The sequence below is a fragment of the Stenotrophomonas sp. 2201_Sma genome, from assembly GCF_056486685.1.
In genome coordinates this window covers 1087523-1112933 of the sequence record NZ_CM151329.1, presented here as the reverse complement: position 1 = coordinate 1112933, position 25411 = coordinate 1087523, and the positions used below count along the sequence as shown (strand labels likewise).

Genomic DNA, 25411 nt, shown 5'->3' with positions numbered 1-25411 from the left:
GCGCGCGCAGGGCGATCACTCGATCACATCCTCGCGCGGCAGCGCCCGCTGGTTGTAGGTGTTGGACATCACGTAGCCATAGGCGCCAGCGTCAGCAATCAGCATCACGTCGTCCGGCGCGGTGGACACCGGCAGCTTGCGCCGCTTGCCGAACACATCGCTGGACTCGCAGATCGGGCCGACGACATCGAATGCCGCCTCGGCGTACCCGCCCTGGCGGCTGAGGTTCTCGATGTCGTGCCAGGCGTCGTACAGGGCCGGACGCATCAGCGTATTCATGCCGGCATCCAGGCCGACGCGGCGCACGCCGTCCTTCTCCACCACCTGGGTGGCATGGGTCAGCAGCACGCCGGACTCGGCCACCAGGTAGCGCCCCGGCTCGATGGCCAGGCGGAATGCGGGGTGCAACGCCTTGACCTCGGCCAGGCCGGCAGCCCACGCGTCCAGATCGAAGGGCTCGTCCTCGTCGCTGTACGGAATCGGCAGGCCACCGCCGATGTCGATCGTCTGCACGCTGCCGATGCGGCGGGCGAAGCCTGCCAGCTCATCGCACATCAGGCGCCAATGCTGCGGGGTTTCCACGCCGCTGCCCAGGTGGGCGTGCAGGCCGACCACCCGGCTGCCCAGTTCGGTGGCGGCACGGACGAACTCATCGACGCGGGCGATCGGCAGGCCGAACTTGGACTCCTTGCCGCCGGTGCGGACCTTGGCGTGGTGACCTTCGCCGCGCCCCAGGTCCACGCGCAACCACAGCTCGCGGTTGCGGAACAGGTCCGGCCAGCGCAGCAGGGCTTCGACGTTGTCGACGGTGACGGTCACGCCCAGTGCGAACGCGGCCTCGTACTCACTGCGCGGGCAGAAGCTGGGGGTGAACAGCACACGCCTGGGCGAAAGTTCCGGCAGGTGCTGGAACACATGCTTCAGCTCGCCATGCGAAACGCACTCCAGGCCGAAACCCTCCGACTCCAGCAACTGCAGGATGGCCGGGTGGCTGTTGGCCTTGATCGCGTAGTAACGCTGGTCGATCGGCTTGATCGCAGCCAGCGCGCGGGCACGCGCCCGCACGGTCGGCAGGTGATAGACGTAGCGCGGGGTGCCCGCGTCGGCGAGCTGCAGCAGGTGTGCCCGCTGGCCGCGCCACCAGGGCGTGCCGCGCGGGCGAACCGTGCCGGCGATCTCGCGCCAGCGCGGGCCGAACACCTCGGTTTCCTCCACCGGCATGGCGCCGCTGTCGATCAGTTCCGCATGCAGGATCGGCAGCAGGCCATCGGCATCGGCCTCATCGATGACGAAGGTCAGGTTCAGGTCGTTGGACGACTGCGAGATCATGTGCACGCGCTCACGGCCGAACGTGGCCCACACATCCGACAGCTTGTGCAGCAGCGAGCGCATGCCCAGCCCGACCAGGGTGATCGCCGCACAGGGCACAATCACCTTGACCTTGCACACCTGCGACAGGTCGGCCGACAGCGCGGCCAGCACATCGGTGTTGACCAGGTTCTCCGACGGATCCAGCGACACGGTGACATTGGTTTCGGCCGAACCGATCAGGTCCACCGACAGGCCGTGCTTCTTGAACAGGGCGAACACATCGGCCAGGAAGCCGACCTGCTGCCACATGCCGATGCCTTCCATCGACACCAGCACGATGCCGTTGCGACGACTGATTGCCTTCACGCCCGGTACCGGCGCGGCATTGCCGTCGATGCTGGTACCTGGAAGCTCGGGGCGCTCGGTGTCGAGGATCGCCATCGGTACACCGGCATCGCGGCACGGCTTGATCGAGCGCGGATGCAGCACCTTGGCACCCGTGGTGGCGATTTCCTGCGCTTCGTAGTAATCCAGGCGGGTCAGCAGGCGCGCGTCCGGCACATCCTTGGGATTGGCGCTGAACATGCCCGGCACGTCCGTCCAGATCTCCACGCGACTGGCGCCGAGCAGCGCACCGAAGTACGCCGCCGAGGTGTCCGAACCGCCACGGCCGAGGATGGCAGTGCCACCGTCCGCGTGCCGCGAAATGAAGCCCTGGGTGATCAGAAGGCGGGTCGGCTGCGCACGGAAGCGCTGCGCCCAGTCCGCATCCGAGCGCCACTGGCAGTTCACCGACAGGCGTTGCGACCAGTCGCTCTGGTTCGGCTGCGGCGGCAGTGCATCCAGCCAGTGCCGGGCATCCATCCAGCCCATGTCCAGCCCGGACGCGCGCAGGTATGCAGCGCCCACGGTCGAGGACAGCAGTTCACCCTGGCCCAGCACGTCGGCCTGCCAGTCCAGCGGCCGGGTGGCCGCGCGCGGATCGTCCAGCAGGCCCTGCAGGGCGGCCAGACGCTCGGCCAGCACTTCGCGGCCGAGGCCCAGCTCGACCAGGAATGCCTCGTGGCGTTCGACCAGCGCGGCGACGCGATCACGGCTGTCCGCCGCACCGTCGGCGATCGCGGTCAGCTCATTGGTCACCCCGGACAGCGCCGAAACCACCACCAGCACGCGCGAGCCGGTCTCTTCCGCGCGTTTTTTCGCCAGCTTCCCGATCGTGTCCCAGCGATGGCGACGCGACACCGAGGTGCCGCCGAACTTCAGTACGATCCAACGATCGACAAGGGGGGAAGCTGACATGGATTGGCTATGTGTATTGTGGGGAAGCCGCCCCTGGGGGCGGAACCTTCGATTCTAAGCCCAATATCCCCGCCATGACCGCCTATCGTTACCTGCAGCTCGATGTCTTTGCTCCCCGTCCCGGCACGGGCAACCCACTGGGTGTCGTATTTGACGCGGACGGGCTTTCCAGCGACCGCATGCAGGCGCTGGCCGCCTGGCTGAACCTGTCCGAGACAGTGTTCTTCGTCCGCCCCACCGCGGCCGGTGCCGACTACCACGTACGCATTTTCACCCCGGGCAGCGAGCTGCCGTTCGCCGGCCACCCCAGTGTCGGTGCCGCCTGGGCAGCGGTGACCAGCGGCCTGGCCGTGCCGCGCGACGGTGCCCTGGTACAGCAGTGCGCCGCCGGGCTGTTGCCGGTGCGCGTGTCCGGCCCGGCTGCCGCACCGACGATCCAGCTCGCCAGCCCCGCAGCACGGCACCTGGATACCGCTCCCGGGGCGGTGCCGGAAGCGCTGCTGGCCCAGGCCGCCGAGGGCCATGTGGCCGAGTTGTGGGACAACGGTCCGCGATGGTGGCTGCTGCCCCTGCGTGATGCCGCCAGCGTGCGCTCCCTGGCGCCGGACATGGCCGCCGTGCGCGACTGGACCAATGCCACCGGCGCCACCGGCGTGGCCGTGTTCGCACTGGAACAGGCTGCCGCTCACGCGCTCGTGGTGCGCGCTTTCTGCCCCGGCGATGCCGTGAACGTGCCCGAGGATCCGGTGACCGGCAGTGCCAATGCGCTGATTGGCGCCTGGCTGCGGCAACGCAGCGCGCTGCCGGGCACGAACGCCGGCTACGTGGCCAGCCAGGGCCGCGAAGTGGGCCGCGATGGTGAGGTCCAGGTCCAGGTCGATGCGCAGGGCACCGTGTGGATCGGCGGCCAGGTGCAGCCGGTGATCGATGGGCAGATTCACTGGTAGCCCCCGCGATACCCTATGCCGCCTTGCCGGTAGCGCCGGGCCATGCCCGGCGACTCGCCGCGCTGCGCGCTCGCGGAGCATGGCCCCGCGCCACCGTCCCATCGTTTCCTGGAGTTGTCACTGATGTCCGCACGCCGTTTCCTGCAACTGGATGTGTTCTCCCCGCGCGCCGGTGCCGGCAATCCGCTGGCCGTGGTGCTGGATGCCGACGGACTCGACGACGACACCATGCAGGCCATCGCCCGCTGGACGCGGTTGCCCGAGACAACCTTCGTGTTCCCGCCGCAGACGGCGGGAACCAGCTACCGCCTGCGCATGTTCAGTCCGCAGAAGGAAGTCCCGTTTGCCGGCCACCCCAGCGTAGGCACCGCGCATGCCGTGCTGCAGGCGGGCCTGGCGGAGGCGGTGGATGGCCTGCTGGTGCAGGACGGGATTGCCGGCGCGCTGCCGCTGCGGGTCAGCGGCGAAGGCGCGCAACAGCGCATTGCCATCCGCACCCCGCGCGCGCAGCTGGCCGAAACCGCGCAGGCGGACGATCCCCGCCTGCAGGCGGCCCTGGAGGGCTGGCCACTGGGTCGGTTGCCGCCAGCACGCATGCAGGGCGGGCGTAGCTGGTGGGTGGTCCAGGTTGCCGATGAATCGGCCCTGCGCGCGCTGCGCCCGGACTGGGACGCGGTGGCCGCGCTGGCCGAATCCACCGACAGCATGGGCGTGTTCGCCTATGCATTCGCCGACGGCAACGAAGGCTTCGATCTGGCCGTGCGCGCGTTCGTCGGCAACGGGCGCCGCTTCGAGGATGCCGCCTCCGGCGCCGCCAACGCCGTGCTGGCGGCATGGCTGGACCTGCGCGGCGCTCTGCCGCGGGGCCGCGAGGCATTCGACGTCAGCCAGGGCCGGGAGGTCGGGCATGACGCACGCCTGACCCTGCGCGTGGACGAGGCCGGCGAGGTCTGGTCCGGCGGTCAGGTGCAGACGGTGATCGCCGGCACCCTTGATTGGTGATGGGTGGTTGCCCTGGGACGCCGGGCATGGCCCGGCGCTACCGACCTCAGCCCAGCTCGGCCTCCAGGCTGATGGGCACCGCGCTCAGTGCCTTGGACACCGGGCAGTTCTGCTTGGCATCGTCGGCGATGGCACGGAACTGCGTCGCACCGATCCCCGGCACCACGGCCTTCACTTTCAGCCGGATCTGCGAAAGCTGTGGGCCGCCTTCCATCGACAGATCCACCTTCGCCTCGGTATCCAGCGACGTCGGAGTGAAACCGGCCTCGCCGAGCTTGGCCGACAGCGCCATGGTGAAGCAGCCGGCGTGCGCGGCGGCGATTAGCTCTTCCGGGTTGGTGCCCTTCTCCTCGCCGAAACGGCTGTTGAACCCATAGCGGGTCTTGTCCAGCAGGCCGCTCTGCGGCGTGCTCAACTGTCCCTTGCCGGACTTCAGATCGCCTTCCCAGTGCGCGGTGGCGTGTCGCGAGATTCCCATTTGCTGCTCCTGTGTGGCGGTGATGAACGGTCACCCTCGCATGGCGCACGTTATGCCTGCGTCGCTCTGCCGCATTGCAGCGTGCCCGGCACGCGTGCTCCGGTTGCTTCGCGCCAGCTCCGCGCCATGCCGTTTTTCCCTTGTTTTCAGCGGTTTCGCACTTCCACCCGGCGAAAGGGCCGGCGCTTTCCTGCCCCTCCGGGTGCCCCTGCCCCCTACCGCCGGCCATGTACTGAATCGGCCTGGATATGAAAAAACATGCACTTTCCGCGCTCCGGGCTATTGGCGGCGCCCGAGAGTTGCCCTACATTGCGCTTGCCGACGGGGTTCGGCGCCGACCAAACAACCAACCGTTCACGGAACAGGAAACCATGGCAAAGACCGCTAAGAAGGCTGCCCCGAAGAAGGCAGTGAAGAAAGTCGCGACGAAGGCTGCCGCCAAGCCGGCCGCTCCGAAGCCGATCAAGGAAGTGCTGACCAAGTCCGGCCTGGTTGCACACATCGCTGAAGCCTCCGGCGTTGTCGCCAAGGACGTGCGCGCTGTGCTGGCCTCGCTGGAAGGCGCTGTCGCCTCTTCGGTGCACAAGAAGGGCGCTGGCTCCTTCACCCTGCCGGGCCTGCTGAAGATCACCACCGTCAATGTGCCGGCCAAGCCGAAGCGCAAGGGCATCAACCCGTTCACCAAGGAAGAGCAGTGGTTCGCCGCCAAGCCGGCCACCACCAAGCTGAAGGTTCGTCCGCTCAAGAAGCTGAAGGACGCCGCGCTGTAAGCGCGCGCCATTCGGCGGATGCATGACGGGACGGCCCAGGCCGTCCCGTTTTTTTTGGCGCCCCCGGCGGTTCCGCGCAGGCAGCGACCATCTTCCGGGCACGGCGCCGGGCATCGCAACACAGCGTTGCCCCAGCAGCGCAAACGGCCTCCCAGGCCCGCCACCAAAGGCTGCGGCCACGCTTCCCCCGCACTTCGTCCAACCGGGTGGAACACTGCGTGCAGCGCCGGCCGTCGCCGCCGGCGGCGGCCTTGCCTATGGTGGGCACATTCCCACACAGCAACGGCGAGCACCTCTCATGGCCAGCCCCTCCACCCGCTACCGGATCTCGGTGACTCCGATCGAAAAGGACGGGTTGCAGTGCACCGGGCGCTGCACCATCGAACTGGAACATCGCGCCAGTCGCGACCTGATGCGACTGCTCGAAGCGGCACCGCGCACCGCAGGGCTCAGTGGCGACGAACGCGCCACGCTGGTGGTCGCCACCCAGTTGCTGCGCGACATCGTGCAGCGTCATGCCGACACCGACGGTCATGCACTGGCCGCACTCGCCGCCCAGGTCCTGCCGGCGCTGGATGCGCTGGATCAGCTGCCCTCCTCCCGCTGAAGGCCCCGTAGTCGATACACTGCCGTCCTCCAGGTCGCCTCGGGGAGGAGGCACCATGCGCAGGACCCTGCTGTTGCTGATGCCGCTGGTCGTGCTGGGCTGTTCCCGGCCGCCCCCCGCAGTGGATATCACCGCCCCGGTCGCCACCAGACCGGATGATGCACACCGGCAACCGACGGCCGCGGACGATGAGGCTGCATCGCTGCGGCCACCCACCGTCCTCCCGTTGCTGGCCGCAGTGGCCGACGACGCGGAGCCGCCCGGGGACATGCTCAGCCGGTACATGACCGACCTGCTCAATCGCGACCACGCCGCGAGCGACGCTGCCTGGACCTTCCCCCCCGCCGATCCGCGGCGGGCGGATGACGCCGCGCTGCGCCAGCTGGACAACGTGCGCGCCCTGCGCCTGCGCAGCCAGACGCCGGTCGCCGTCGACGGCAAGCTTCCGCCGCAGCTGCTGGAAGTTCCGGTGCAGGTCCGCGCGGTGACCGCCGACGGCACCTTCCGCTTTGGTGGCTGGTATCGCGTGCAGCCCAACGCCGACGGCAGTGCCTGGCAGATCCAGTCGGCGCAGCTGCGGCCCTCTTTGGACTGAACCGCTGCAACGGCATGCACGCTCGATTCAGCCTGGAAAGCTACTCTGTAGCCACCCCGCCCTTTCCGGTCACCGCCATGCGCCTGCGTCCCCTGATGACCCGCCTCGCCGCCGCCACCGTCCTGATCGCCGCTGCGATCGGCGCGCAGGCCGCACCTTCGATTTCCGGCCGCGAACTCTCGGTTGGCGCCAGCGACGTGCAGCAGTACCTGGACGGCAGTTTCCCGCGTACCCAGGATGCACTTGGCGGCCTGATCGCGCTGACGATGAGCCATCCGCAACTGAGCCTTCCCGCAGGCGAACGCCTGAACCTGGGCATGGACGTGGCGCTTGCGACCGCCGGCGGCAGTCCGGCCAAGCTCGGTACGGTCAAGCTCAGCAGCGGCCTGCGTTATGACGCCCAGACCCAGGGCTTCCACCTGCAGCAGCCGAGCGTGGACGATTTCACCCCGGCCAATCAGGGCGGCCGCCTCGATTCACGTACCCGTGGGCTGCTCAATGCTTGGCTGAGCGACTATGCGCAGCGTGAACCGATCTACAAGCTTGATCCGGCCGTGGCCGGCATGCTCGGTGCGCTGCAGGTGCAATCGGCACAGGTGAAGAACGGCAAGCTGGTCGTCACCTTCAACCAGAACCTCGGCAACCTGGTGCCTGCGGGCCTGCTCGGCAACTGAGCCGAGCTGCAACACGGTGCCCGGCGGCGTCCAGCGGCCGGGCACGCCACGATGTCAGCTTCGAATCGTCAGGCGGCCAGCGCGCGGACGACGGCCTCGCTGAAGGCGGGAATGTCGTCGGGCTTGCGGCTGGTGATCAGATTGCCGTCCACCACCACCTCGGCATCCTGCCAGCGCGCACCGGCGTTGAGCAGATCCTGCTGCAGTGACGGCCACGAGGTGACCTCGCGGCCGTTGGCCAGATCACTGTTGATCAACAGCCAGGGGCCGTGGCAGATCGCCGCGACCGGCTTGCCGGCCGCCGCCACGTCGCGGATGAAGTCCACGGCGGCCTGATCCGTGCGAAGCGTGTCCGGATTGATCACGCCACCGGGCAACACCAGCGCATCGAACCCTGCCGCGTCGGCTTCGCTCAGGGGGATGTCCACCGCCACCGCCTCGCCCCAGTCCTTCTCTTTCCAGCCTTTGATGGTGGCTTCCTTCGCCGGCGATATCACGCTGACCCGGGCGCCTTCCGCTTCAAGCAGGCGCTTGGGTTCAATCAGTTCGGACTGCTCGAAGCCGTGGGTGGCCAGGATGGCGATCTGTCTGCCTTTGAGGCGCTGAGCCATGGGTGCACTCCCGTTGGTGAGGATGAGCACCCAGCGTGCGGCAACGTGCATTGAAGCGGAGTGACCCGCGTGTCGATGGCAGGTGCATGTCCGCGATGCGGCCGGCGATCGGCCGGCCGTACCCGGTGCCGGTCAGCGCTTGGGCTGCAGCATGGTGCCGGTGCACTTGGGGGAACCGCAGCGGCACTCCCAGATCTTCTTCAGCTTGGCCGTATGGCGCTCGGCCAGGACGATGCCGTAGTTGTAGGTCAGCTCCTCACCGGCGGCGATATCGCGCAGCGCTTCGATGAACACCTTGTCACCACGGCTGTCGCCGTCCGCATCTTCCTCGATCACCGCCTCGCAGTTGGGGTCGCAGCTGTGGTTGATCCAGCGCGCATCGTTGCCCTTGTAATTGGCATCGATCACCCAGTCGTCGTTGAGGGTGAACAGGAAGGTGTGGCCGCTTTCGACGTCACCGCTGTCATCGGCATCGACGTCGCCATGGCTGCGCAGCAGGCCCTTGTACTGGATCACGCGCTCGCCCTGCTTGATCGGGGCCACGGCGAACACACCGTTGCCATGGATGGCGGACTTGCGGGCTTGGATCTTCTTCGGCATCGGCACGGGCTGTTTGCAGCGAAAGGAACCCGGATTCTCGCCCATTCCGGGCAATTGCGAAAATCGTCCCGATGCTCCAGCATGTCGCCCCGATCGTGACTGCGGGTGAACGGCCCCGGCCAGGGTCTCCCAGCGCCGGCTGAATGCCCGGGTTGGATGCCGGCGAAGAAAAGCGTACAATTTCAGTCCGCTTTAAGAACCGCTCGCATCCCCCATGTTGCGCGTCACCAAACTCACCGATTACGCCACCGTCGTGCTGACCGTGCTCGCCGCCCGTCCGGGCGAAGTGCTCAGCGCCACCGAGCTGGCCGAATTCACCGGCCTGGAGCCGCCCACCGTCAGCAAGGTCCTCAAGCCGCTGGCACAGGCCGGCCTGGTCGAGGGCCTGCGCGGCGTCCGCGGCGGCTATCGGCTGACCCGGCCCGCCGTGGAGGTCTCGCTGTTCGAAGTGGTGGAAGCAATGGAAGGGCCGCTGGCCCTGACCGAGTGCAGCCACGACCACCACCAGTGCGGCATGGCGCCCAAGTGCGGCGCGCGCAGCAGCTGGCGGCTGATCAACGACGTGGTCTCCGAGGCCCTGCGCGATGTCAGCCTGGCGCAGATCCTGCCCCCTCTTCCCCTTGTCGATGACGAACAGCGCCGCACCATCGCTGTCGACGTCGTCTCCTGATCCGTAGGCAGCCCCCCCATGGCCACCGAAACCATCGAAACCGTCGCCCACGACGACACCCCCAACCGCGAGATCCATGAGCAGCTCGGCCGCAAGTACTCGGCCGGCTTCGTCACGGACATCGAATCGGACTCGCTGCCCCCGGGCCTGGACGAGGACACCATCCGTGCGCTGTCGGCCAAAAAGGACGAGCCGGAGTGGATGACCCAGTGGCGCCTGGACGCCTATCGCCACTTCCTGACGATGCCGATGCCGAACTGGGCCAAGCTGCAGATCGCCCCGATCGACCTGCAGGCGCTCAGCTATTACTCGGCACCGAAGGGCCCGAAGTACGCCTCGCTGGATGACGTGCCCAAGGAACTGCTCGATACCTACGACAAGCTGGGCGTGCCGCTGCACGAGCGCGCCAAGCTGGCCGGCGTGGCGGTGGACGCGGTGTTCGACTCGGTCTCGGTCGGTACCACGTTCCGCAAGGAACTGGCCGAGAAGGGCATCATCTTCTGTTCGATGTCCGAAGCCATCAAGGAACATCCGGAACTGGTGCGCCAGTACCTGGGCACCGTGGTGCCGGTCGGTGACAACTACTTCGCCGCGCTCAACTCGGCGGTGTTCTCCGATGGCAGCTTCGTGTTCATTCCCAGGGGCGTGCGCTGCCCGATGGAGCTGAGCACCTACTTCCGCATCAACGCCGGCCACACCGGCCAGTTCGAGCGCACCCTGATCGTGTGCGAGGACAAGGCCTACGTGTCCTACCTGGAAGGCTGCACCGCGCCGATGCGCGACGAGAACCAGCTGCACGCCGCAGTGGTCGAGCTGGTGGCGCTGGAAGATGCGGAGATCAAGTACTCCACGGTGCAGAACTGGTATCCGGGCGACGAGAACGGCGTCGGTGGCATCTACAACTTCGTCACCAAGCGCGCCGAGTGCCGCGGTGCACGCAGCAAGGTCACCTGGACCCAGGTCGAGACCGGCTCGGCGATCACCTGGAAGTATCCCTCCTGCGTGCTGCTGGGCGATGACTCGGTCGGCGAATTCCACTCCGTCGCGCTGACCCACCATCGCCAGCAGGCCGACACCGGCACCAAGATGATCCACGTCGGCAAGCGCACCAAGAGCAAGATCGTCAGCAAGGGCATCAGCGCCGGCCGCGGCCAGAACACCTACCGCGGCCTGGTCAAGGTCGACCGCAATGCCGAGGGCGCACGCAACTATACCCAGTGCGATTCGCTGCTGATCGGCAAGCAGTGCGGCGCCCACACCTTCCCCTACATCGAGGTGAAGAACCCGGGCGCCACCGTCGAGCACGAGGCCACCACCTCCAAGATTTCCGATGACCAGCTGTTCTACTGCCGCGCCCGTGGCATCAGCCAGGAAGACGCGGTGTCGATGATCGTCGACGGCTTCTGCAAGCAGGTGTTCCGCGAGCTGCCGATGGAATTCGCAGTGGAAGCCAAGAAGCTGCTGGAAGTCTCGCTGGAAGGTTCGGTGGGCTGAGCCCTGCCCTCGCAACGCATTCTTTTTATCGGCGGGCTGCGGCCCGCCTCACGGAAATCCCCACCATGCTGAAGATCGAAAACCTCCACGCCCGCATCGGCGACAAGGAAATCCTCAAGGGCCTTTCGCTGGACGTCCAGCCCGGCCAGGTGCACGCCATCATGGGCCCGAACGGCGCCGGCAAGTCCACCCTGGGCAACGTCCTGGCGGGCCGCGACGGCTATGAAGTGACCGAAGGCAGCGTCCGGTTCGACGGCGTCGATCTGCTCGACCAGGACCCGGAAGCGCGCGCCGCTGCCGGCCTGTTCCTGGCGTTCCAGTACCCGGTGGAAATCCCCGGCGTGAACAATACCTACTTCCTGCGCGCGGCACTGAACGCGCAGCGCAAGGCACGCGGCGAGGACGAACTCGATTCCATGCAGTTCCTCAAGCTGGTACGGCAGAAGCTGGCCGTGCTGCACCTGAAGGACGAACTGCTGCACCGTGGCGTCAACGAAGGCTTCTCCGGTGGCGAGAAGAAGCGCAACGAGATCTTCCAGCTGGCCGTGCTGGAACCGAAGCTGGCGATCCTCGACGAAACCGATTCGGGCCTGGACATCGATGCGCTGAAGAGCGTGGCCGACGGCGTCAATGCGCTGCGCGCCGCCGACCGTTCGTTCCTGGTCATCACCCACTACCAGCGCCTGCTGGACTACATCAAGCCGGACGTGGTGCACGTGCTGGCCGACGGCCGCATCGTCAAGAGCGGTGGCCCGGAACTGGCGCTGGAACTGGAAGCGCACGGTTATGACTTCCTGAAGGACCGGGTCGTGCCCGAGGCGGCGGTCTGATGAGCGCCCTGCTTGATTCCATGGCCCAGGCCTTCTGCGGCAGCGATGCGCGCCGCGAAGTGCTGGATGCAGCCCTGCGTGATGGCCTGCCGGCCGCCCGCAACGAAGCCTGGAAGTACACCTCGCTGCGCCAGCTGGAGCGCCGTGCCTTCGCCGCCGCGCCGCTGTCGCCGCCGGTGCTGGATGTGGCCGTGCTGGAACACATCCCCGCGCCGCGCCTGGTGTTCGTCAACGGCCGCCTCAGCGACGCACTGAGCGACACCCATGGCCTGCCGGCCGGCGTGCAGCTGGAACCGCTGTCCTCGGTGCTGGCCGCCGGTGAGGATGCCGCGCGTTTCCTCGGCCGCCGCTACGAGCGCAGCGACGAAGTGTTCGCCCGCCTGAATGCCGCCCTGGCCGATGAAGGCGCGGTGCTGCGCGTGGACGACGGCGTGCAGGTCGAGGCACCGCTGCAGCTGGTGTTCGCCAGCGTCGCCGGCGATACCGACCTGGCCTGGCACCACCGCCACCTGATCGAACTGCGTGCCGGCGCCAGCCTGGGCGTGGTCGAACACCGCTTCAGCGTCGGTGACTCTGCCCACCTGGACAACACCGTGCTGCACGTCCACGTTGCGCGCGATGCCGTGCTCAAGCATGCGCGCGTACAGGCCGGCAGTGCACGCCAGACCAGCATCCTGCGCACCGACGCGGTGCTGGCCCGTGACGCGCAGTACCACCGCGTGGACCTGGAACTGGGCGCCGCGCTCAGCCGCCACGAACTGAACGTACGGCTGGAAGGCGACAACGCGCAGCTGACCGCCAATGGCGTGCTGCTCGGCAATGGCCGCCGCCACGTCGATACCCGCTTGGGCATCGACCACATCGCCCGCGATACCCGTAGCGAACTGCTGTGGCGCGGCGTGGCCGCCAACCGCAGCCGCGTGGTGTTCCATGGTGGCATCCAGATCCGCGAAGGCGCCGACGGCACCGACGCGAACCTGTCCAACAAGAACCTGCTGCTGTCGGCCGACGCCGAGATCGACACCCAGCCGGTGCTGGTGATCGATGCCGACGAAGTGAAAGCCGCACACGGTGCGACCGTCGGCCAGCTCGATGCGAACGCGCTGTTCTACCTGCGCTCGCGTGGCCTGCCGCAGGCACAGGCGCAGGCACTGCTGAGTGCCGCGTTCTGCCATGAGCCGCTGAAGGTACTGCCGGACGCGCTGCGCGAGCAGCTGGCACGCCGCCTGGACAAGGCCCTGACCGAGGCGGGTGTGGCATGAATCTCTCCACCCCGCGCCCGATCGAAGAACGCGCCAGCGCCCCTGACTGGGATCGCGTGCGTCTCGACTTCCCGCTGCTGATGCGTGAAGTGCATGGCAAGCCGCTGGTCTATTTCGACAACGCCAACACCGGCCAGAAACCGGTGCAGGTGATCGGCGCGGTGGATGAGTTCTATCGCCGCTACAACGCCAACGTCAGCCGCGCGGTGCATGCCCTGGGCAGCGAAGCCACCGATGCCTACGAAGGTGCGCGCAACAAGCTGGCGCGCTTCCTCAACGTGCGCCCCAGCGATCTGGTGCTGTGCAGCGGCACCACCTTCGCCATCAACCTGGTGGCGTACTCGTGGGCGCTGCCGCGATTGAAGTCCGGTGATGTGATCCTGGTCTCGCGCATGGAGCACCACGCCAACATCGTGCCGTGGCAGCTGGTCGCGCAGCGTACCGGCGCCACCCTCCGCGTGGCCGAGATCACCCCGGATGGCGCGCTCGACCTGGATGCGCTGCGTGCGGCCATGACCCCCGAGGTCAAGCTGCTGGCGGTCACCCACGTATCCAATGTGCTCGGCACGGTCAACCCGGTGCGCGAGATCTGCCGTGAGGCGCGCAAGCGCGGCATCATCACGGTGGTGGACGGTTCGCAGGCCGCACCGCACCGCAAGCTCGACGTCGCCGCGATCGGCTGCGACTTCTATGCCATCACCGGCCACAAGATGTGCGGGCCGACCGGCACCGGCGCCCTGTGGGCACGCCGCGAGCATCTGGATGCGATGCCGCCGTTCCTCGGCGGTGGCGAGATGATCAAGGAAGTCAGCTTTGACGGCACCGTGTTCAACGATGCCCCGCACAAGTTCGAGGCCGGCACCCCGAACATCGCCGGCTTCATCGGCCTGGGCGTGGCCGCCGACTACCTGCAGGACATCGGCCAGGAGCACGTGGAGGCGCGGGAAGCCGAGCTGCTCGCCCACTTCACCGAAGAGCTGCGCCGCGTCGAGGGCCTGCGCATCATCGGTGAAGCGCCGGAGAAGGCGGCCGTGGTCTCGTTCCTGATCGACGGCGCGCATGCACACGACCTGGCCACCCTGCTCGACCTGGAAGGCGTGGCCGTGCGTTCCGGCCAGCACTGCGCACATCCGTTGCTGCAGTACTTCGGTGTCGCAGCCACCTGCCGTGCCTCGCTGGCGTTCTACAACACGCACGCCGAGATCGAGCGGTTCATGACCGCGCTGACCAAGGTACGTAAGTTGCTCGGCTGACCCGGAATACCCGGGGTCAGATCCCTTTCGCACCGCGAAAGGGATCTGACCCCATCAGCATCCGCGACAGCCGTCGCTGCGACTTCAATGCTCCCCGGATCTCCGCCAGATCACCCGCAGGAATGCCCTGCGCAACGAATTCCGCATAACGCCTGCGCCGCCCAGCACACCGGGGTCAGATCCCTTTCGCACCGCGAAAGGGATCTGACCCCATCAGCATTCCCGACAACTGCCGTTGCGACTGCAATGCTCGCCGGATCGCCGCCACATCCGCGGCAGGAATACCCTCCTCGATGAACTCCGCATAGCGCCTGCGCCGTTCATCCAGATCCAAGGCAATCAGCTCGAATGCCGAATGCGGTTCAAGCAGCGCATTCGGCATGCCCTGAGCATTCGCCCGATAGCTCGACCAGCGATAGTCACCTGGGCGCGCCACCCTCCCCGCACGGACAGGGTTGAGCTCGATGTAGCGCTGGCAGGCCAGCAGATAGCGATCCGTATCCACCCGCGTGGAATGGAAACGCCCCTCCCACAAGGTTCCAGTGCGGCCCTGCCGATCATTCACCCGGCGCACGTAGGTCCGGTTCACCGCCTGCATCATCCGCGACAGCCCGCCGGAAACATCAGGCGTCACCAGAAGGTGGACGTGGTTGTCCATCAGCACATACGCGTGAATCCGGCACTGTTGCTGGCCCCCGTGGTGACTCAGCAGGCGCAGGTAGGCGACGCGGTCGCCATCGGTGAAGAACACGGGCTGGCGATTGTTACCGCGCTGGACGACATGTTGCGGGTATCCGGGTGCATCGATCCGTGGTGGCCTTGGCATGGGCTCCTCCTGGAAACAAGGGGTCAGAGCCCTTCACTGCGCAAAGGGATCTGACCCCAAGCATCCGCCGGTTCCGTGCCCATGCCAGTCGGTCCATGGCCTTCCGTTGGGTCAGTAGACGCCGGGGTCAGATCCCTTCCGCCGCGCGAAAGGGAACTGACCCCATGTCCCCATTTGCGGCCGCCCACGCCCCACCTAGAATGGCGCCATGAGCACCCTGACCTTCCGCGCCGCCACGTCGGCCGATATCCCTGCCCTGATCTCGCTGGTGACCTCCGCCTACCGCGGTGACGCCAGCCGGGCCGGCTGGACCACCGAAGCCGATCTGCTGGACGGCGCCCGCATCGATGCCGAAGGCATCCAGACCGACCTCGAGCGGCCCCGCTCGACCATCCTGCTGGCGGAGCGCGAGGGCCGCCTGGTGGCCTGCGCCCACGTGGCCGATGTCGACGGCAAGGGCTACTTCGGCATGTTCTCGGTCGATCCGGCCCAGCAGGGGGGCGGCGTCGGCAAGCAGCTGATGGATGCGGCCGAAGCCCACGCCGCGCGCGAATGGGGCGTGCCGGTGATGCAGATGACCGTGATCGACGTGCGTGACGAACTGATCGCCTTCTATGAGCGCCGTGGCTACCGCCGCACCGGCATCAAGAAGCCGTTCCCCTACGGCGATGAGCGCTTCGGCATTCCCAAGCGCGACGATCTGCGCTTCGAGATTCTGGAAAAGCCGCTGGCGGGAGCCACCGCATGAGCGATGCGTGGACCTTCGTCTGTGCCGGCAGCGACCTGCTGCCGGGTGAAATGAAGAGCGTGTTCGACGAGGTTACCGGTACGCCGATCGTGGTGTTCAACCTCGATGGCGAGCTGTATGCCCTGGAAGACCAGTGCACGCACGAGGAATTCGAGTTGTCCTCCGGGGAGTTCAACACCACCGAAGGCAGCGTCGAGTGCGTGCTGCACGGTGCCCGCTTCGACGTGCGTGATGGCCGTGCCCTGTGTGCCCCCGCGTACAGCCCGGTCCCCAAGTTCCCGGTCAAGCGCGAGCACGACGCCATCTGGACCCGCGACGACCGGGACTGACCGGGGCGACACCCGCCCCCGGGAAGGCCCCTGCAGGCGCCCACAGGGCCGCGAGGGGCCAGCTACAGACCTCCCGCAACACCGAAGATGCGAATCATTATCGTTGCTGTTACTCTACGTAACATCTTCGTAATGCCCACCGCCGCGCCATGGCCTCGCCCGCGCCCATCGCTACGCTCTGCCAGCTTGCCCGCAAGGGCGGGCCGCTGTTGGCTGCGCTGCTGCTGGCACTGCTGCTGGGATGGTCGGCGCTGCATGAAGGCACGCGCAGTTCGCAGGTCACTACGCCGGCGCTGCAGGCGCAGGACAGCCTGCCCGCAGCACCTTTCGGCACGCCTCCCCGCGAGCAGGTCATGCCGCGGGTGGAAGCCGAGCCCGATGACAGCCGCAGCATCAAGTCCCCGCTGCTGCGGCGGGTGTGTGGCCCGCTTCCGGTCTCGCCACCGGTGCCGGCAACCGCGCCGTCACCCTACCCGGCCCCTGCGCTCCCGTCGCGCTACCAGCACCCCCCCGGCCAGGCGCCTCCGTCCCTGCTGAGCTGACGCTCTCCCCGGCCGCGCCCGGGCGTCCGGCGCTTGCCGGACCTGCACCTCCGATCCCGCTTCGAGTCCGCTTCCGATCCTGCCTGCCGCGCCGTCATCCGGCACCGGCGGATCGTTCCTGTCCCGCTACCCACCCAGACCCATGAACCCGATCAAGAGCCGCAAGCACGCCTCCCCACTCCGCAACCTGCCGTTGGCGACCGCCAGCCTGGCCGCCGGACTCGGCCTGGCCACGCTGCCCGCGCTGGCCCACGCCGAAGCGACCGACAATGCCCGCACGCTGGACAAGATCGACGTGCACGCCACACATGGCTACAAGGCCGACAAGGTCGCCTCGCCGAAGTTCACCCAGCGCCTGCAGGACACCCCGCAGACCATCCAGGTCATCACCAGCGACCTGTTCAACCAGCAGGGCGCCACCACCCTGACCGAAGCGCTGCGCAACAGCCCGGGCGTGGGCACCTTCTATGCCGGCGAGAACGGCAACACCACCACCGGCGATGCGCTGTTCATGCGCGGCTTCGACACCTCCAACAGCCTGTTCGTCGATGGCGTGCGTGACCTCGGCTCGATCTCGCGCGACGTGTTCAACATCGAACAGGTGGAAGTGACCAAGGGGCCAGCAGGGACCGACAATGGTCGCTCGGCGCCGACCGGCGCCATCAACCTGGTGAGCAAGCAGGCCACCCTGCAGGACGCCACGTCGGCCAGCGTTTCGCTGGGCAGTGACCAGCAGCGCCGGACGACCGGTGACTGGAACCAGTCGCTGGGCGCGACCAGCGCGCTGCGCGTCAACGCGATGTGGCAGGACAGCGACCAGCCCGGCCGCGATCATGTGCAGAACAAGCGCTGGGGCCTGGCCCCGTCGCTGGCGTTCGGCCTGGGCACGGCGACCCGCTACTACCTCAACCTGCTGTACGTGAAGCAGGACAACGTGCCCGACGGCGGCGTGCCGACCCTGGGGCTGCCGGGCTGGACGCCGCAGCCGACACTCGAAGCCCTGGCCGGGCATCCGGTGGATCCGGAGAACTTCTACGGTACCCGCGCCGACCACGACGACGTGACCGCGAAGATGGCCACGTTCCGCTTCGAACATGATTTCAACGACAGCGTGCGCCTGACCAATACCGCGCGTTGGGGCCGCACCGAGCAGGACTACCTGCTCACCGCCTTCATGGGTACCGGCGCGCTCGGCGCCAATGGTCGTCCGACCGGCAACATCGGCTACACCAACCCCGCCGACCGTTCGACCTACACGATCGCGCGCAGCCTGCCGACCTTCAAGGACCAGCGCAACACCATCCTGACCGACCAGTTGAACCTGCGGGCCGACTTCAGCACCGGCGCCATCGGCCATGCCCTGAGCGCAGGCCTGGAGTTCACCCGCGAAGAACTGGACAGCTACGGCCAGGCGGCCACCGGCGGCACCAGCTGGCCTGCCGCGAACCTGTACGACCCGGACTGGAACGTGACCGGGCTGACCTGGGCGCATAACGGCGCCGATGCCCACGGCAAGACCACCACGTCCTCGGCGTATCTGTTCGACACGCTGGCATTCGGCGACAGCTTCCTGCTGACTGCCGGCGTGCGTGCCGACCACTACAAGACCGAGTACGCCAGCGCCTCGGTCTGCGGCGGCCGTGGTGGCCCCGCCTGCGGCAGCAATCCGGCCGGCACCGTACTGCGCAACCCCACGCTGGAGGCCTCCGACACTCTGTTGAACTGGAAGCTGGGCGCGCTGTACAAGGTGGGCGACACGGTCAGCGTGTATGCCAACTACGCGATCTCGCAGCAGCCCCCGGGCGGTGCCAACTTCCAGCTGAGCAGCTCGGCCAGCAGCGCCGACAACCCCAAGCTGGACCCGCAGAAGGCCAAGACCTTCGAGGTCGGCAGCAAATGGGCATTCCTGGAGGATGCACTGGCCGTCAACCTGGCGTTGTTCCAGACCGACGTCGACAACGAGATCAATACCACCGTGCTCGACGAGGCCGGCAACCCGACCCAGACCGGCAGCAAGCGCGTGAAGGGCGTGGAGCTGTCCGCCGTGGGCCGCCTGACCGACAACTGGTCGGTGTCGGCCGGTTTCAGCCACCTCGACACCGAAGTGAAGGAAGGCGCCAAGGTCGCTGCCGACGGCACCACCAACCTGACGTACACGCCGGACGATACGTTCACCGGCTGGACCAGCTACACGCTGGCCCACGGCATCACCGTCGGGGGTGGCGTGCGCTACGCCGCCGGCATGCATCGTGGCACCGACGGTGCTGTCGGCACGCCGTCATTCACCAAGTCCTACGTGGTGTACGACGCCGTGGTGTCGTGGGCGGTCAACGAGAACATCTCGCTGCGCTTGAACGGCTACAACCTGTTCGACAAGGCTTACGTGGCCAGCATCAACAAGAGCGGCTACCGTTACACCCCGGGTGCCCCGCGCACCTTCCTGCTCAGCGCGGACATCCGCTTCTGATGTCCTGGCGCGGGGGAGCCCGGCTCCCCCGCGCAACGACGAGACGACACCATGCTGCTGCACATTCCCAACGTGCTCACCGCTGATGAAGTGGCACAGGTCCGCCAGCAACTGGACACCGCCGACTGGACCGATGGCCGCGAGACCGTGGGTGCCCAGGGTGCGCAGGTGAAGCACAACGAACAGCTGCCGGACGCGTCACCGGTGAAAGCCGAGCTGGGTGCCGGCGTGCTCGCCGCACTGCGGCGCAGCCCGCTGTTCTTCGCTGCGGCACTGCCGTTGAAGATCCTCCCCCCACGCTTCAACCGCTACCGCGGCGGCGGCACCTACGGCTTCCACGTCGATGGCGCAGTGATGAACCTGGGCAACGGCGAGCAGCTGCGCTCGGACATCTCCTGCACCCTGTTCCTGTCGGCGCCGGACGAGTACGACGGCGGCGAGCTGATCATCAGCGACACCTACGGCGAGCACGAGGTGAAGCTGCCGGCCGGCGACCTGATCGTCTATCCCTCCAGCAGTCTGCACCAGGTCAATCCTGTTACCCGGGGCGCGCGCGTGGCGTCGTTCTTCTGGGTGCAGAGCATGATCCGCGACGATGGACAGCGTCGCCTGCTGTGGGAAATGGACACGTCCATCGAGCGCCTGCGACAGACGGGAGGCGACGCTGATGCGGTGCTGCAGCTGACCGGCGTGTATCACAACCTGCTGCGACGCTGGAGCGAGGTCTGAGCCACTCCAGGCCGCGCCTTACATTTTAGCAATCATTCTCATTTGCATCCGCTAACAGCTCTCATTACAATCACGCCCCGTTGATGCTGGCCGCTGCCGGCAAACTATCTGGGGACCCCCGCTTGCTGCGCCCGCTCCGCCCTCGCCCACTCATCCATCGCAAGATGGGCACCGCCATGCGCGGCCAGCGTCCCGCGCTGGCCAGCCTGCTGGCATGGGTGGCGATGCTGGCGTTGCTGCTGGGCACCCTGCCGCTGCTGCCGCACCCGGCCACAGCGATGACCTTGCAGATGCCGCTGGAAGAACGTGGCGGCGAAGGCCCGTTGCAGGAAGAAGCCCCGGCCAAGCTGCGCCGCTGTGCCTCCGCCCCGGTAAAAGCGGCCGAGAAGGCGCCGCCGCTGCTGCTGGCCAGCCAGTGGCTGCGTACCGAACTTGAACTCGTACCCGCCACGCCGGCCATGCCCGGTGTGCGCCCGGACTGGCCGCTGGCCGCTCCGGACACGCCCTGGGCCGACGCGCCCGGGCGTCGCCAGCAACGCGGCCAGGCGCCGCCGCTCGCCTGATCCACGGCCCGACGTGACCGCCTGCGCGGTCGCGTCCACACGCCGCTGACTGCTTCTTCCCTGCCGCCCCTGACCGGGCTTTCCTGCCGCCACCGCGCCTGCCGCGCGGTTCCGCGCGCGCTCGCATCCTTCGAGGTTCCTGCCATGGCCCAGCGCCATCGTGTTCGTTCGTCCCTGTCCCGCCACCTGCTGACCTGCGCCGTGCTGGCGGCCTTCGCCGCTCCTGCCTACGCCAACGGTGCCGCCGTCGGCGCACCGCAGACCCTGGATACCGTGGTGGTTACCGCCTCGGGCTTCGAACAGAAGATCACCGACGCCCCGGCCAGCATTTCCGTCATCACCCAGGAAGAGCTGACCACCCGCCCCTACATGACCCTGCTGGACGCGGTGCGCGACCTGGAAGGCGTGGACGTCGGCGAAACCCGCGACAAGACCGGCCAAGGCACCATTTCCATGCGTGGCATGGGCTCGGATTACACGCTGATCCTGGTCAACGGCCGCCGCCAGAACAACCACGGCGACATTTACCCGAACAACTTCGGCGGCAACCAGTTCAATCACATCCCGCCGCTGGATGCGATCGAGCGCATCGAAGTGATCCGCGGCCCGGCCTCCACCCTGTACGGCGCCGATGCGATGGGCGGCGTCATCAACATCATCACCAAGCGCTCGCTGGACCGCTGGAGCGGCTCGGCCACGCTGGGTGGCACCTTCGAAACCGACGACCAGTTCGGCGACGACCGCACCGCTGATGTCTACGTGACCGGCCCGCTGGTGCCCAACGTACTGAACCTGTCGGCGCGTGCCAGCTGGTACGACCGCGATGCATCCAACCCGGTGTACAGCCCGGTGCTCGACCCCAGCGGCGTGGCGCATGACCGCTCGCTGGGCTTCGGTGGCGGTGGCAAGACCGTGGACAACACCAACAAGGCCGGCGGCATCAGCCTGGACTGGAACATCAGCGATGCCCAGCGCCTGACCCTGGATTACGACACCTCGCGCCAGGAGTACGACAACGCGATCAAGATCAACGATGCCGGCGAAGAGGAATACCCGGTCGGTACCGTGGACAGCATCAGCAGCATCTGGCGCAGCAGCAGCTTCTGCCGCGGCGCCAGCGGTGCCAATGCCAACGCCTGCCGCAACAACGGCGGCACCTGGTCGCGCCGCGCCGATCCGCGCGTGGGCTACAGCCCCAGCCAGGAATTCACCCGCGATGCCTGGGCGGTCACCCACGAAGGGCGCTGGGGCTTTGGCAACAGCCTGGTTTCGCTTTCGCACGTGGCCACCAACAACGACGGTCGCACCATGCCCTTCACCGTGGCCGAGCGCGTGCAGCTGCTGCAGATGATCGATGCCACCGGCCCGTATGCCGGGCTGCCGCTGGCCGAACGCCGCGCACTGGCCGAATCGACTTTCCTGCCGCGTCCGGCGCGCACGCTGGAAAGCGAGCAGTACACGCTGGATGCGAAGCTGGACATTCCGTTCCAGGCCGCCGGCCAGCACGTGGCCGTGGTCGGCGCGCAGGTGATCCGCGGTGAACTGACCGACGGCGTGTTCGGGACCGAACGCGGTACGCCGGGCCTGAGCCAGGACCACAACATGTACTCGCTGTTCGCCGAGGACACCTGGACCGTGCTGGCACCGCTGGCGATCACCTACGGCCTGCGCTACGACGACCATGAAGTGTTCGGCGACCAGCTCAGCCCGCGCCTGTACGGCGTGTACACCGTCAATGACGCCTGGACGGTGAAGGGTGGCATCAGCACCGGCTTCAAGACACCCAAGACCACCCAGCTGTACGACGGTGTGACCGGTTTCGGTGGCCAGGGCACCTCGCCCATGTTCGGCAACCCCGACCTGAAGCCGGAAACCAGCACCAGCACCGAACTGGCCGTCTACTGGCAACACCCCGCCGGGCACAGCTTCAACGCCACCGCCTTCCACAACCGCTTCGACGACAAGATCGCCTCGCAGCCCTGCGGCGCGGCGCTGACCTTGTCGTGCAGTTCCACCGGTGAATATGCCGACCTGGGCTATGCCAGCAGCACCCGCACCGTGAACATCGACGAGGTGGTGATCCAGGGTGCGGAGGTGGCCGGGCGCTGGAACATCGGCGATCAGTTCAGCCTGCGCGCCAACTACACCTTCACCGACAGCGAGCAGAAGAGCGGCGCCGAAAAGGGCCGGCCACTGGGCAACAGCGCGCGGCACATGGCCAACGCCACCTTCGACTGGCGCGCCAGCGACCGCTTCAACGTGTTCCTGACCGCCGAAGCGCGCTCCAAGCGCTATGGCGGCATCAGCACGGTGACCGGCCAGGAACGCTACTACAAGGATTACACCGTGCTGCACCTGGGCGCTTCGTTCGAAGCCACCGAATGGCTGACCGTGAATGCCCGCATCAACAACCTGCTGGACCGCGACTTCACCACCTACCAGACCTTCTTCACCGATCTGGACGGCGACGGCATCTACACCGATGACACCAACGAAGTGCTGTTCGAGGACGAGTACAACAACAAGGACAAGGCCCGCAGTGTCTGGGTCAGCCTGAACTTCCGCTTCTGAGTGGCCGCCGCCGCCGGCCCGCCGCGTGCGGACCGGCGGCGGGATACACAACGACACTTAATTGCGAGCCATTCTCATTGATGCTGTAATGGGTGGTCCTCACCCGCCCCTGAAAACACCGTGAGCCGTCCTGCCTCGTCCAACGTGCAGCAGCAACAGAGCCGCGGCTTCTGGCTGCGGACGCTGCACCAGTGGCACTGGATCAGCTCGGCGGTGTGCCTGATCGGCATGCTGCTGTTCGCGGTGACCGGGTTGACCCTCAACCATGCAGCGAAGATCGAGGCCAAGCCCGAGGTGCAGAACCAGCAGCTGCAACTGCCGGCCGATCTGCTCGGCCAGCTCGGCACGCGCGTGGACGGCCACGCGCCGATCCCCCGCCCGGCCCGGCAATGGCTGGATACGCAGCTGGGCATCGCCATCGGCGGTCGCCCGGCCGAGTGGTCGGCCGAGGAGATCTACTTGTCGTTGCCACGCCCCGGCGGCGACGCCTGGCTCAGCATCGATCGCGAAACCGGCGCGGTGGAATACGAATCAACCTCCCGCGGCGTGGTGTCCTATCTCAACGACCTGCACAAGGGCCGCAACGCGGGCCCGGCGTGGGGCTGGTTCCTGGACCTGTTCGCCGTGGCCTGCCTGGTGTTCTGCATCACCGGCCTGTTCCTGCTGCACCTGCATGCACGGCAGCGGCGCATGACCTGGCCGCTGGTCGGCCTCGGTCTGATGATCCCGCTGTTGATCGCCCTGCTGCTGATCCACTGAACCATCGAATCCCCTTCACCGGAGCCGCCCCATGCGCGTCACCCTGACCATCGCCCTCAGCGGCCTGCTGGCCACCTCGCCGGCCTATGCCGCCACGCTCGACATCAACGTCGAGGTGCCCAAGCTCAATGTCGCCGAGTATCACCGTCCCTACGTAGCGGTGTGGCTGGAAGGTGCCGACCAGAAGGTGGCCGCCAACCTGTCGGTCTGGTACCAGCAGACCAGCAACAGCGAAGGCCATGGCACCAAGTGGCTGCCCGACCTGCGCCAGTGGTGGCGCAAGAGCGGCCGCACCCTGCAGGTGCCGGTGGACGGCGTGACCGGCCCGACCCGCCCGGCCGGCAAGCACGCGCTGTCGTTCAACGACAAGCAGCCGGCGCTGAAGCAGCTGGCCCCGGGCAACTACACCCTGGTGGTGGAAGCGGTGCGCGAAGTCGGTGGCCGCGAACTGCTGAAGATCCCCTTCACCTGGCCGGCCACCGCCGCACAGAACGGCAGGGCGCAGGGCGCCACCGAACTGGGCCAGGTCACCCTCGCCATCAAACCGTAATCGCCTGAGCCGGGGGCAGAGCCCTTTCCGTTGGAAAGGGGTCCGACCCCGGGGTCGGGCCCCTTCAACAGCAAGGGCTCTGACCCCACCCATCCAACGTCCCTGGAGTCTTCCGCATGAAGCGCACGCTCGTCCTCGCCGCCGCTCTGGCCGCTGCCCTTCCCTTTTCCGCACTCGCCCACAAGGCCTGGCTGCTGCCTTCGCAGACCGTGATCGCCGGCAATGCGCCGTGGATCACTGTTGATGGTGCGGTCTCCAACGACCTGTTCTACTTCAACCACGTGCCGCTGCGCCTGGAATCGCTGGTGATCACCGCGCCGGACGGCAGCACCGTGCAGCCGCAGAACGCCTCGACCGGCAAGTACCGCAGCGTGTTCGATCTGGAGCTGAAGCAGCAGGGCACTTACCGCATCGCTTCGGTCAATGACGGCCTGTTCGCCACCTACGAACAGAACGGCGAGCGCAAGCGCTGGCGCGGTACCGCCGCCACCTTCGGCGAACTGCCCAAGGACGCGAAGAAGCTGGAAGTGAGCCAGTCGGTCGGCCGCGTGGAGACGTTCGTGACCAATGGCGCGCCGAACGATACCGCGCTGAAGCCGACCAACCGCGGCATCGAGCTGGTTGCGGTCGGTCACCCGAACGATCTGTTCGCCGGCGAGGAAGCCACTTTCCGCGTGCTGGTCGATGGCAAGCCGACGGCCGGGCTGGCCTTCGAGATCGTGCGCGGCGCCACCCGCTACCGCAACGCGCAGGACGAACTGAAGGTGACCAGCGACGCCAAGGGCGAGATCAAGGTGACCTGGCCGGAAGCCGGCATGTACTGGCTGGAAACCGGCACTGAAGACAACAAGACCTCGGTGAAGCAGGCCGCCAAGCGTCGCCTGAGCTACGTGGCCACGCTGGAAGTGCTGCCGCAGTAATGGG

Annotated in this window: 26 protein-coding genes; 21 read left to right on the top strand and 5 right to left on the bottom strand. The window is 67.3% G+C overall.

Annotated features, from left to right (window positions below; genetic code table 11):
* Positions 1-15 precede the first annotated feature (15 nt).
* Complete coding sequence (locus ACZLIF_RS05300; RefSeq protein WP_128990367.1) at positions 16-2610, bottom strand: bifunctional aspartate kinase/diaminopimelate decarboxylase; 2595 nt, start codon at positions 2608-2610, stop codon at positions 16-18.
* Between the two features lie 74 nt (positions 2611-2684).
* Between ACZLIF_RS05300 and ACZLIF_RS05295 the strand changes: the two genes are divergently transcribed.
* On the top strand, positions 2685-3557 hold the full coding sequence (locus tag ACZLIF_RS05295) for a PhzF family phenazine biosynthesis protein (protein ID WP_128990365.1): 873 nt from the start codon (positions 2685-2687) through the stop codon (positions 3555-3557).
* Positions 3558-3680: 123 nt separating this feature from the next.
* Complete coding sequence (locus ACZLIF_RS05290) at positions 3681-4559, top strand: PhzF family phenazine biosynthesis protein (protein ID WP_065174556.1); 879 nt, start codon at positions 3681-3683, stop codon at positions 4557-4559.
* Between the two features lie 46 nt (positions 4560-4605).
* Here the strand turns inward: ACZLIF_RS05290 and ACZLIF_RS05285 are convergent, their stop codons facing one another.
* Complete coding sequence (locus tag ACZLIF_RS05285) at positions 4606-5037, bottom strand: OsmC family protein (RefSeq protein ID WP_128990363.1); 432 nt, start codon at positions 5035-5037, stop codon at positions 4606-4608.
* A gap of 371 nt (positions 5038-5408) precedes the next feature.
* Here ACZLIF_RS05285 and ACZLIF_RS05280 point away from each other — a divergent pair, with 371 nt between their 5' ends.
* The 4 genes from ACZLIF_RS05280 (at position 5409) to ACZLIF_RS05265 (ending at position 7683) form a co-directional block, all read left to right on the top strand.
* Positions 5409-5807, top strand: coding sequence for an HU family DNA-binding protein (locus tag ACZLIF_RS05280; RefSeq protein ID WP_053516661.1), 399 nt, complete (start codon positions 5409-5411; stop codon positions 5805-5807).
* Between the two features lie 298 nt (positions 5808-6105).
* Positions 6106-6414 carry a DUF3861 family protein gene (locus ACZLIF_RS05275; RefSeq protein WP_053516660.1) on the top strand — a complete coding sequence of 103 codons (309 nt, stop codon included), beginning with the start codon at positions 6106-6108 and terminating at the stop codon, positions 6412-6414.
* Positions 6415-6469: 55 nt separating this feature from the next.
* Positions 6470-7009: a hypothetical protein gene (locus ACZLIF_RS05270; protein ID WP_128990361.1), complete on the top strand. Its 540-nt coding sequence runs from the start codon at positions 6470-6472 to the stop codon at positions 7007-7009.
* A gap of 77 nt (positions 7010-7086) precedes the next feature.
* Complete coding sequence (locus ACZLIF_RS05265) at positions 7087-7683, top strand: YceB family lipoprotein (RefSeq protein ID WP_065174554.1); 597 nt, start codon at positions 7087-7089, stop codon at positions 7681-7683.
* A 68-nt stretch (positions 7684-7751) separates the two neighbouring features.
* On the opposite strand, the gene ACZLIF_RS05260 is transcribed toward ACZLIF_RS05265, so the two are convergent.
* Both ACZLIF_RS05260 and ACZLIF_RS05255 read right to left on the bottom strand, forming a co-directional pair.
* Positions 7752-8294 carry a type 1 glutamine amidotransferase domain-containing protein gene (locus ACZLIF_RS05260; RefSeq protein ID WP_111186009.1) on the bottom strand — a complete coding sequence of 181 codons (543 nt, stop codon included), beginning with the start codon at positions 8292-8294 and terminating at the stop codon, positions 7752-7754.
* A gap of 132 nt (positions 8295-8426) precedes the next feature.
* Complete coding sequence (locus ACZLIF_RS05255) at positions 8427-8894, bottom strand: SET domain-containing protein (RefSeq protein ID WP_053516698.1); 468 nt, start codon at positions 8892-8894, stop codon at positions 8427-8429.
* 214 nt (positions 8895-9108) lie between these two features.
* On the opposite strand from ACZLIF_RS05255, the gene ACZLIF_RS05250 reads away from it, so the two are divergent.
* From ACZLIF_RS05250 to ACZLIF_RS05230, 5 genes are all read left to right on the top strand, one after another.
* Entirely contained in the window at positions 9109-9564 is a 456-nt protein-coding gene (locus tag ACZLIF_RS05250) for an SUF system Fe-S cluster assembly regulator (RefSeq protein WP_053516656.1), read from the top strand.
* An 18-nt stretch (positions 9565-9582) separates the two neighbouring features.
* Positions 9583-11058 carry a Fe-S cluster assembly protein SufB gene (gene sufB / locus ACZLIF_RS05245; RefSeq protein ID WP_065182413.1) on the top strand — a complete coding sequence of 492 codons (1476 nt, stop codon included), beginning with the start codon at positions 9583-9585 and terminating at the stop codon, positions 11056-11058.
* A 65-nt stretch (positions 11059-11123) separates the two neighbouring features.
* The gene (sufC, locus tag ACZLIF_RS05240) at positions 11124-11888 is read left to right on the top strand and encodes a Fe-S cluster assembly ATPase SufC (RefSeq protein ID WP_053516654.1); all 765 of its coding nucleotides are present in this window, start codon (positions 11124-11126) and stop codon (positions 11886-11888) included.
* Positions 11888-13150 (top strand): Fe-S cluster assembly protein SufD, encoded by a 1263-nt coding sequence (sufD, locus tag ACZLIF_RS05235; RefSeq protein WP_128990359.1) that lies wholly within the window; start codon positions 11888-11890, stop codon positions 13148-13150. The genes sufC and sufD overlap by 1 nt, the downstream gene beginning before the upstream one ends.
* Positions 13147-14403, top strand: a complete 1257-nt coding sequence (locus ACZLIF_RS05230; RefSeq protein WP_128990357.1) for a cysteine desulfurase — start codon at positions 13147-13149, stop codon at positions 14401-14403. Before sufD ends, ACZLIF_RS05230 begins: the two co-directional genes overlap by 4 nt.
* Before the next feature lie 175 nt (positions 14404-14578).
* Here the strand turns inward: ACZLIF_RS05230 and ACZLIF_RS05225 are convergent, their stop codons facing one another.
* On the bottom strand, positions 14579-15229 hold the full coding sequence (locus ACZLIF_RS05225) for a transposase (protein ID WP_065182416.1): 651 nt from the start codon (positions 15227-15229) through the stop codon (positions 14579-14581).
* Between the two features lie 208 nt (positions 15230-15437).
* Between ACZLIF_RS05225 and ACZLIF_RS05220 the strand changes: the two genes are divergently transcribed.
* The 10 genes from ACZLIF_RS05220 to ACZLIF_RS05175 all read left to right on the top strand — a co-directional run bounded on the left by ACZLIF_RS05220 (position 15438) and on the right by ACZLIF_RS05175 (position 25407).
* Complete coding sequence (locus tag ACZLIF_RS05220; protein ID WP_128990355.1) at positions 15438-15977, top strand: GNAT family N-acetyltransferase; 540 nt, start codon at positions 15438-15440, stop codon at positions 15975-15977.
* Complete coding sequence (locus ACZLIF_RS05215) at positions 15974-16306, top strand: non-heme iron oxygenase ferredoxin subunit (RefSeq protein ID WP_053516647.1); 333 nt, start codon at positions 15974-15976, stop codon at positions 16304-16306. The genes ACZLIF_RS05220 and ACZLIF_RS05215 overlap by 4 nt, the downstream gene beginning before the upstream one ends.
* 149 nt (positions 16307-16455) lie before the next feature.
* Complete coding sequence (locus ACZLIF_RS05210) at positions 16456-16848, top strand: hypothetical protein (protein ID WP_128990353.1); 393 nt, start codon at positions 16456-16458, stop codon at positions 16846-16848.
* Between the two features lie 142 nt (positions 16849-16990).
* Positions 16991-19315, top strand: coding sequence for a catecholate siderophore receptor Fiu (locus ACZLIF_RS05205; protein ID WP_128990351.1), 2325 nt, complete (start codon positions 16991-16993; stop codon positions 19313-19315).
* 51 nt (positions 19316-19366) lie between these two features.
* The gene (locus tag ACZLIF_RS05200) at positions 19367-20044 is read left to right on the top strand and encodes a Fe2+-dependent dioxygenase (protein WP_128990349.1); all 678 of its coding nucleotides are present in this window, start codon (positions 19367-19369) and stop codon (positions 20042-20044) included.
* 164 nt (positions 20045-20208) lie between these two features.
* Entirely contained in the window at positions 20209-20607 is a 399-nt protein-coding gene (locus tag ACZLIF_RS05195; RefSeq protein WP_053516642.1) for a hypothetical protein, read from the top strand.
* A 144-nt stretch (positions 20608-20751) separates the two neighbouring features.
* Positions 20752-23178: a TonB-dependent receptor domain-containing protein gene (locus ACZLIF_RS05190; protein ID WP_128990347.1), complete on the top strand. Its 2427-nt coding sequence runs from the start codon at positions 20752-20754 to the stop codon at positions 23176-23178.
* A gap of 120 nt (positions 23179-23298) precedes the next feature.
* Positions 23299-23937, top strand: coding sequence for a PepSY-associated TM helix domain-containing protein (locus tag ACZLIF_RS05185; protein ID WP_128990345.1), 639 nt, complete (start codon positions 23299-23301; stop codon positions 23935-23937).
* Between the two features lie 31 nt (positions 23938-23968).
* Positions 23969-24487, top strand: a complete 519-nt coding sequence (locus ACZLIF_RS05180; RefSeq protein WP_053516639.1) for a DUF2271 domain-containing protein — start codon at positions 23969-23971, stop codon at positions 24485-24487.
* Positions 24488-24603: 116 nt separating this feature from the next.
* Positions 24604-25407 carry a DUF4198 domain-containing protein gene (locus ACZLIF_RS05175; RefSeq protein WP_128990343.1) on the top strand — a complete coding sequence of 268 codons (804 nt, stop codon included), beginning with the start codon at positions 24604-24606 and terminating at the stop codon, positions 25405-25407.
* Positions 25408-25411 lie beyond the last annotated feature (4 nt).

Excerpts from the sequence above, each read along its gene's own strand:
- ACZLIF_RS05300 (WP_128990367.1), bottom strand. The coding sequence starts at position 2,610 with ATGTCAGCTTCCCCCCTTGTCGATCGTTGGATCGTACTGAAGTTCGGC.
- ACZLIF_RS05295 (WP_128990365.1), top strand. The coding sequence starts at position 2,685 with ATGACCGCCTATCGTTACCTGCAGCTCGATGTCTTTGCTCCCCGTCCC.
- ACZLIF_RS05290 (WP_065174556.1), top strand. The coding sequence starts at position 3,681 with ATGTCCGCACGCCGTTTCCTGCAACTGGATGTGTTCTCCCCGCGCGCC.
- ACZLIF_RS05285 (WP_128990363.1), bottom strand. The coding sequence starts at position 5,037 with ATGGGAATCTCGCGACACGCCACCGCGCACTGGGAAGGCGATCTGAAG.
- ACZLIF_RS05280 (WP_053516661.1), top strand. The coding sequence starts at position 5,409 with ATGGCAAAGACCGCTAAGAAGGCTGCCCCGAAGAAGGCAGTGAAGAAA.
- ACZLIF_RS05275 (WP_053516660.1), top strand. The coding sequence starts at position 6,106 with ATGGCCAGCCCCTCCACCCGCTACCGGATCTCGGTGACTCCGATCGAA.
- ACZLIF_RS05270 (WP_128990361.1), top strand. The coding sequence starts at position 6,470 with ATGCGCAGGACCCTGCTGTTGCTGATGCCGCTGGTCGTGCTGGGCTGT.
- ACZLIF_RS05265 (WP_065174554.1), top strand. The coding sequence starts at position 7,087 with ATGCGCCTGCGTCCCCTGATGACCCGCCTCGCCGCCGCCACCGTCCTG.
- ACZLIF_RS05260 (WP_111186009.1), bottom strand. The coding sequence starts at position 8,294 with ATGGCTCAGCGCCTCAAAGGCAGACAGATCGCCATCCTGGCCACCCAC.
- ACZLIF_RS05255 (WP_053516698.1), bottom strand. The coding sequence starts at position 8,894 with ATGCCGAAGAAGATCCAAGCCCGCAAGTCCGCCATCCATGGCAACGGT.
- ACZLIF_RS05250 (WP_053516656.1), top strand. The coding sequence starts at position 9,109 with ATGTTGCGCGTCACCAAACTCACCGATTACGCCACCGTCGTGCTGACC.
- sufB (WP_065182413.1), top strand. The coding sequence starts at position 9,583 with ATGGCCACCGAAACCATCGAAACCGTCGCCCACGACGACACCCCCAAC.
- sufC (WP_053516654.1), top strand. The coding sequence starts at position 11,124 with ATGCTGAAGATCGAAAACCTCCACGCCCGCATCGGCGACAAGGAAATC.
- sufD (WP_128990359.1), top strand. The coding sequence starts at position 11,888 with ATGAGCGCCCTGCTTGATTCCATGGCCCAGGCCTTCTGCGGCAGCGAT.
- ACZLIF_RS05230 (WP_128990357.1), top strand. The coding sequence starts at position 13,147 with ATGAATCTCTCCACCCCGCGCCCGATCGAAGAACGCGCCAGCGCCCCT.
- ACZLIF_RS05225 (WP_065182416.1), bottom strand. The coding sequence starts at position 15,229 with ATGCCAAGGCCACCACGGATCGATGCACCCGGATACCCGCAACATGTC.
- ACZLIF_RS05220 (WP_128990355.1), top strand. The coding sequence starts at position 15,438 with ATGAGCACCCTGACCTTCCGCGCCGCCACGTCGGCCGATATCCCTGCC.
- ACZLIF_RS05215 (WP_053516647.1), top strand. The coding sequence starts at position 15,974 with ATGAGCGATGCGTGGACCTTCGTCTGTGCCGGCAGCGACCTGCTGCCG.
- ACZLIF_RS05210 (WP_128990353.1), top strand. The coding sequence starts at position 16,456 with ATGGCCTCGCCCGCGCCCATCGCTACGCTCTGCCAGCTTGCCCGCAAG.
- ACZLIF_RS05205 (WP_128990351.1), top strand. The coding sequence starts at position 16,991 with ATGAACCCGATCAAGAGCCGCAAGCACGCCTCCCCACTCCGCAACCTG.
- ACZLIF_RS05200 (WP_128990349.1), top strand. The coding sequence starts at position 19,367 with ATGCTGCTGCACATTCCCAACGTGCTCACCGCTGATGAAGTGGCACAG.
- ACZLIF_RS05195 (WP_053516642.1), top strand. The coding sequence starts at position 20,209 with ATGGGCACCGCCATGCGCGGCCAGCGTCCCGCGCTGGCCAGCCTGCTG.
- ACZLIF_RS05190 (WP_128990347.1), top strand. The coding sequence starts at position 20,752 with ATGGCCCAGCGCCATCGTGTTCGTTCGTCCCTGTCCCGCCACCTGCTG.
- ACZLIF_RS05180 (WP_053516639.1), top strand. The coding sequence starts at position 23,969 with ATGCGCGTCACCCTGACCATCGCCCTCAGCGGCCTGCTGGCCACCTCG.
- ACZLIF_RS05175 (WP_128990343.1), top strand. The coding sequence starts at position 24,604 with ATGAAGCGCACGCTCGTCCTCGCCGCCGCTCTGGCCGCTGCCCTTCCC.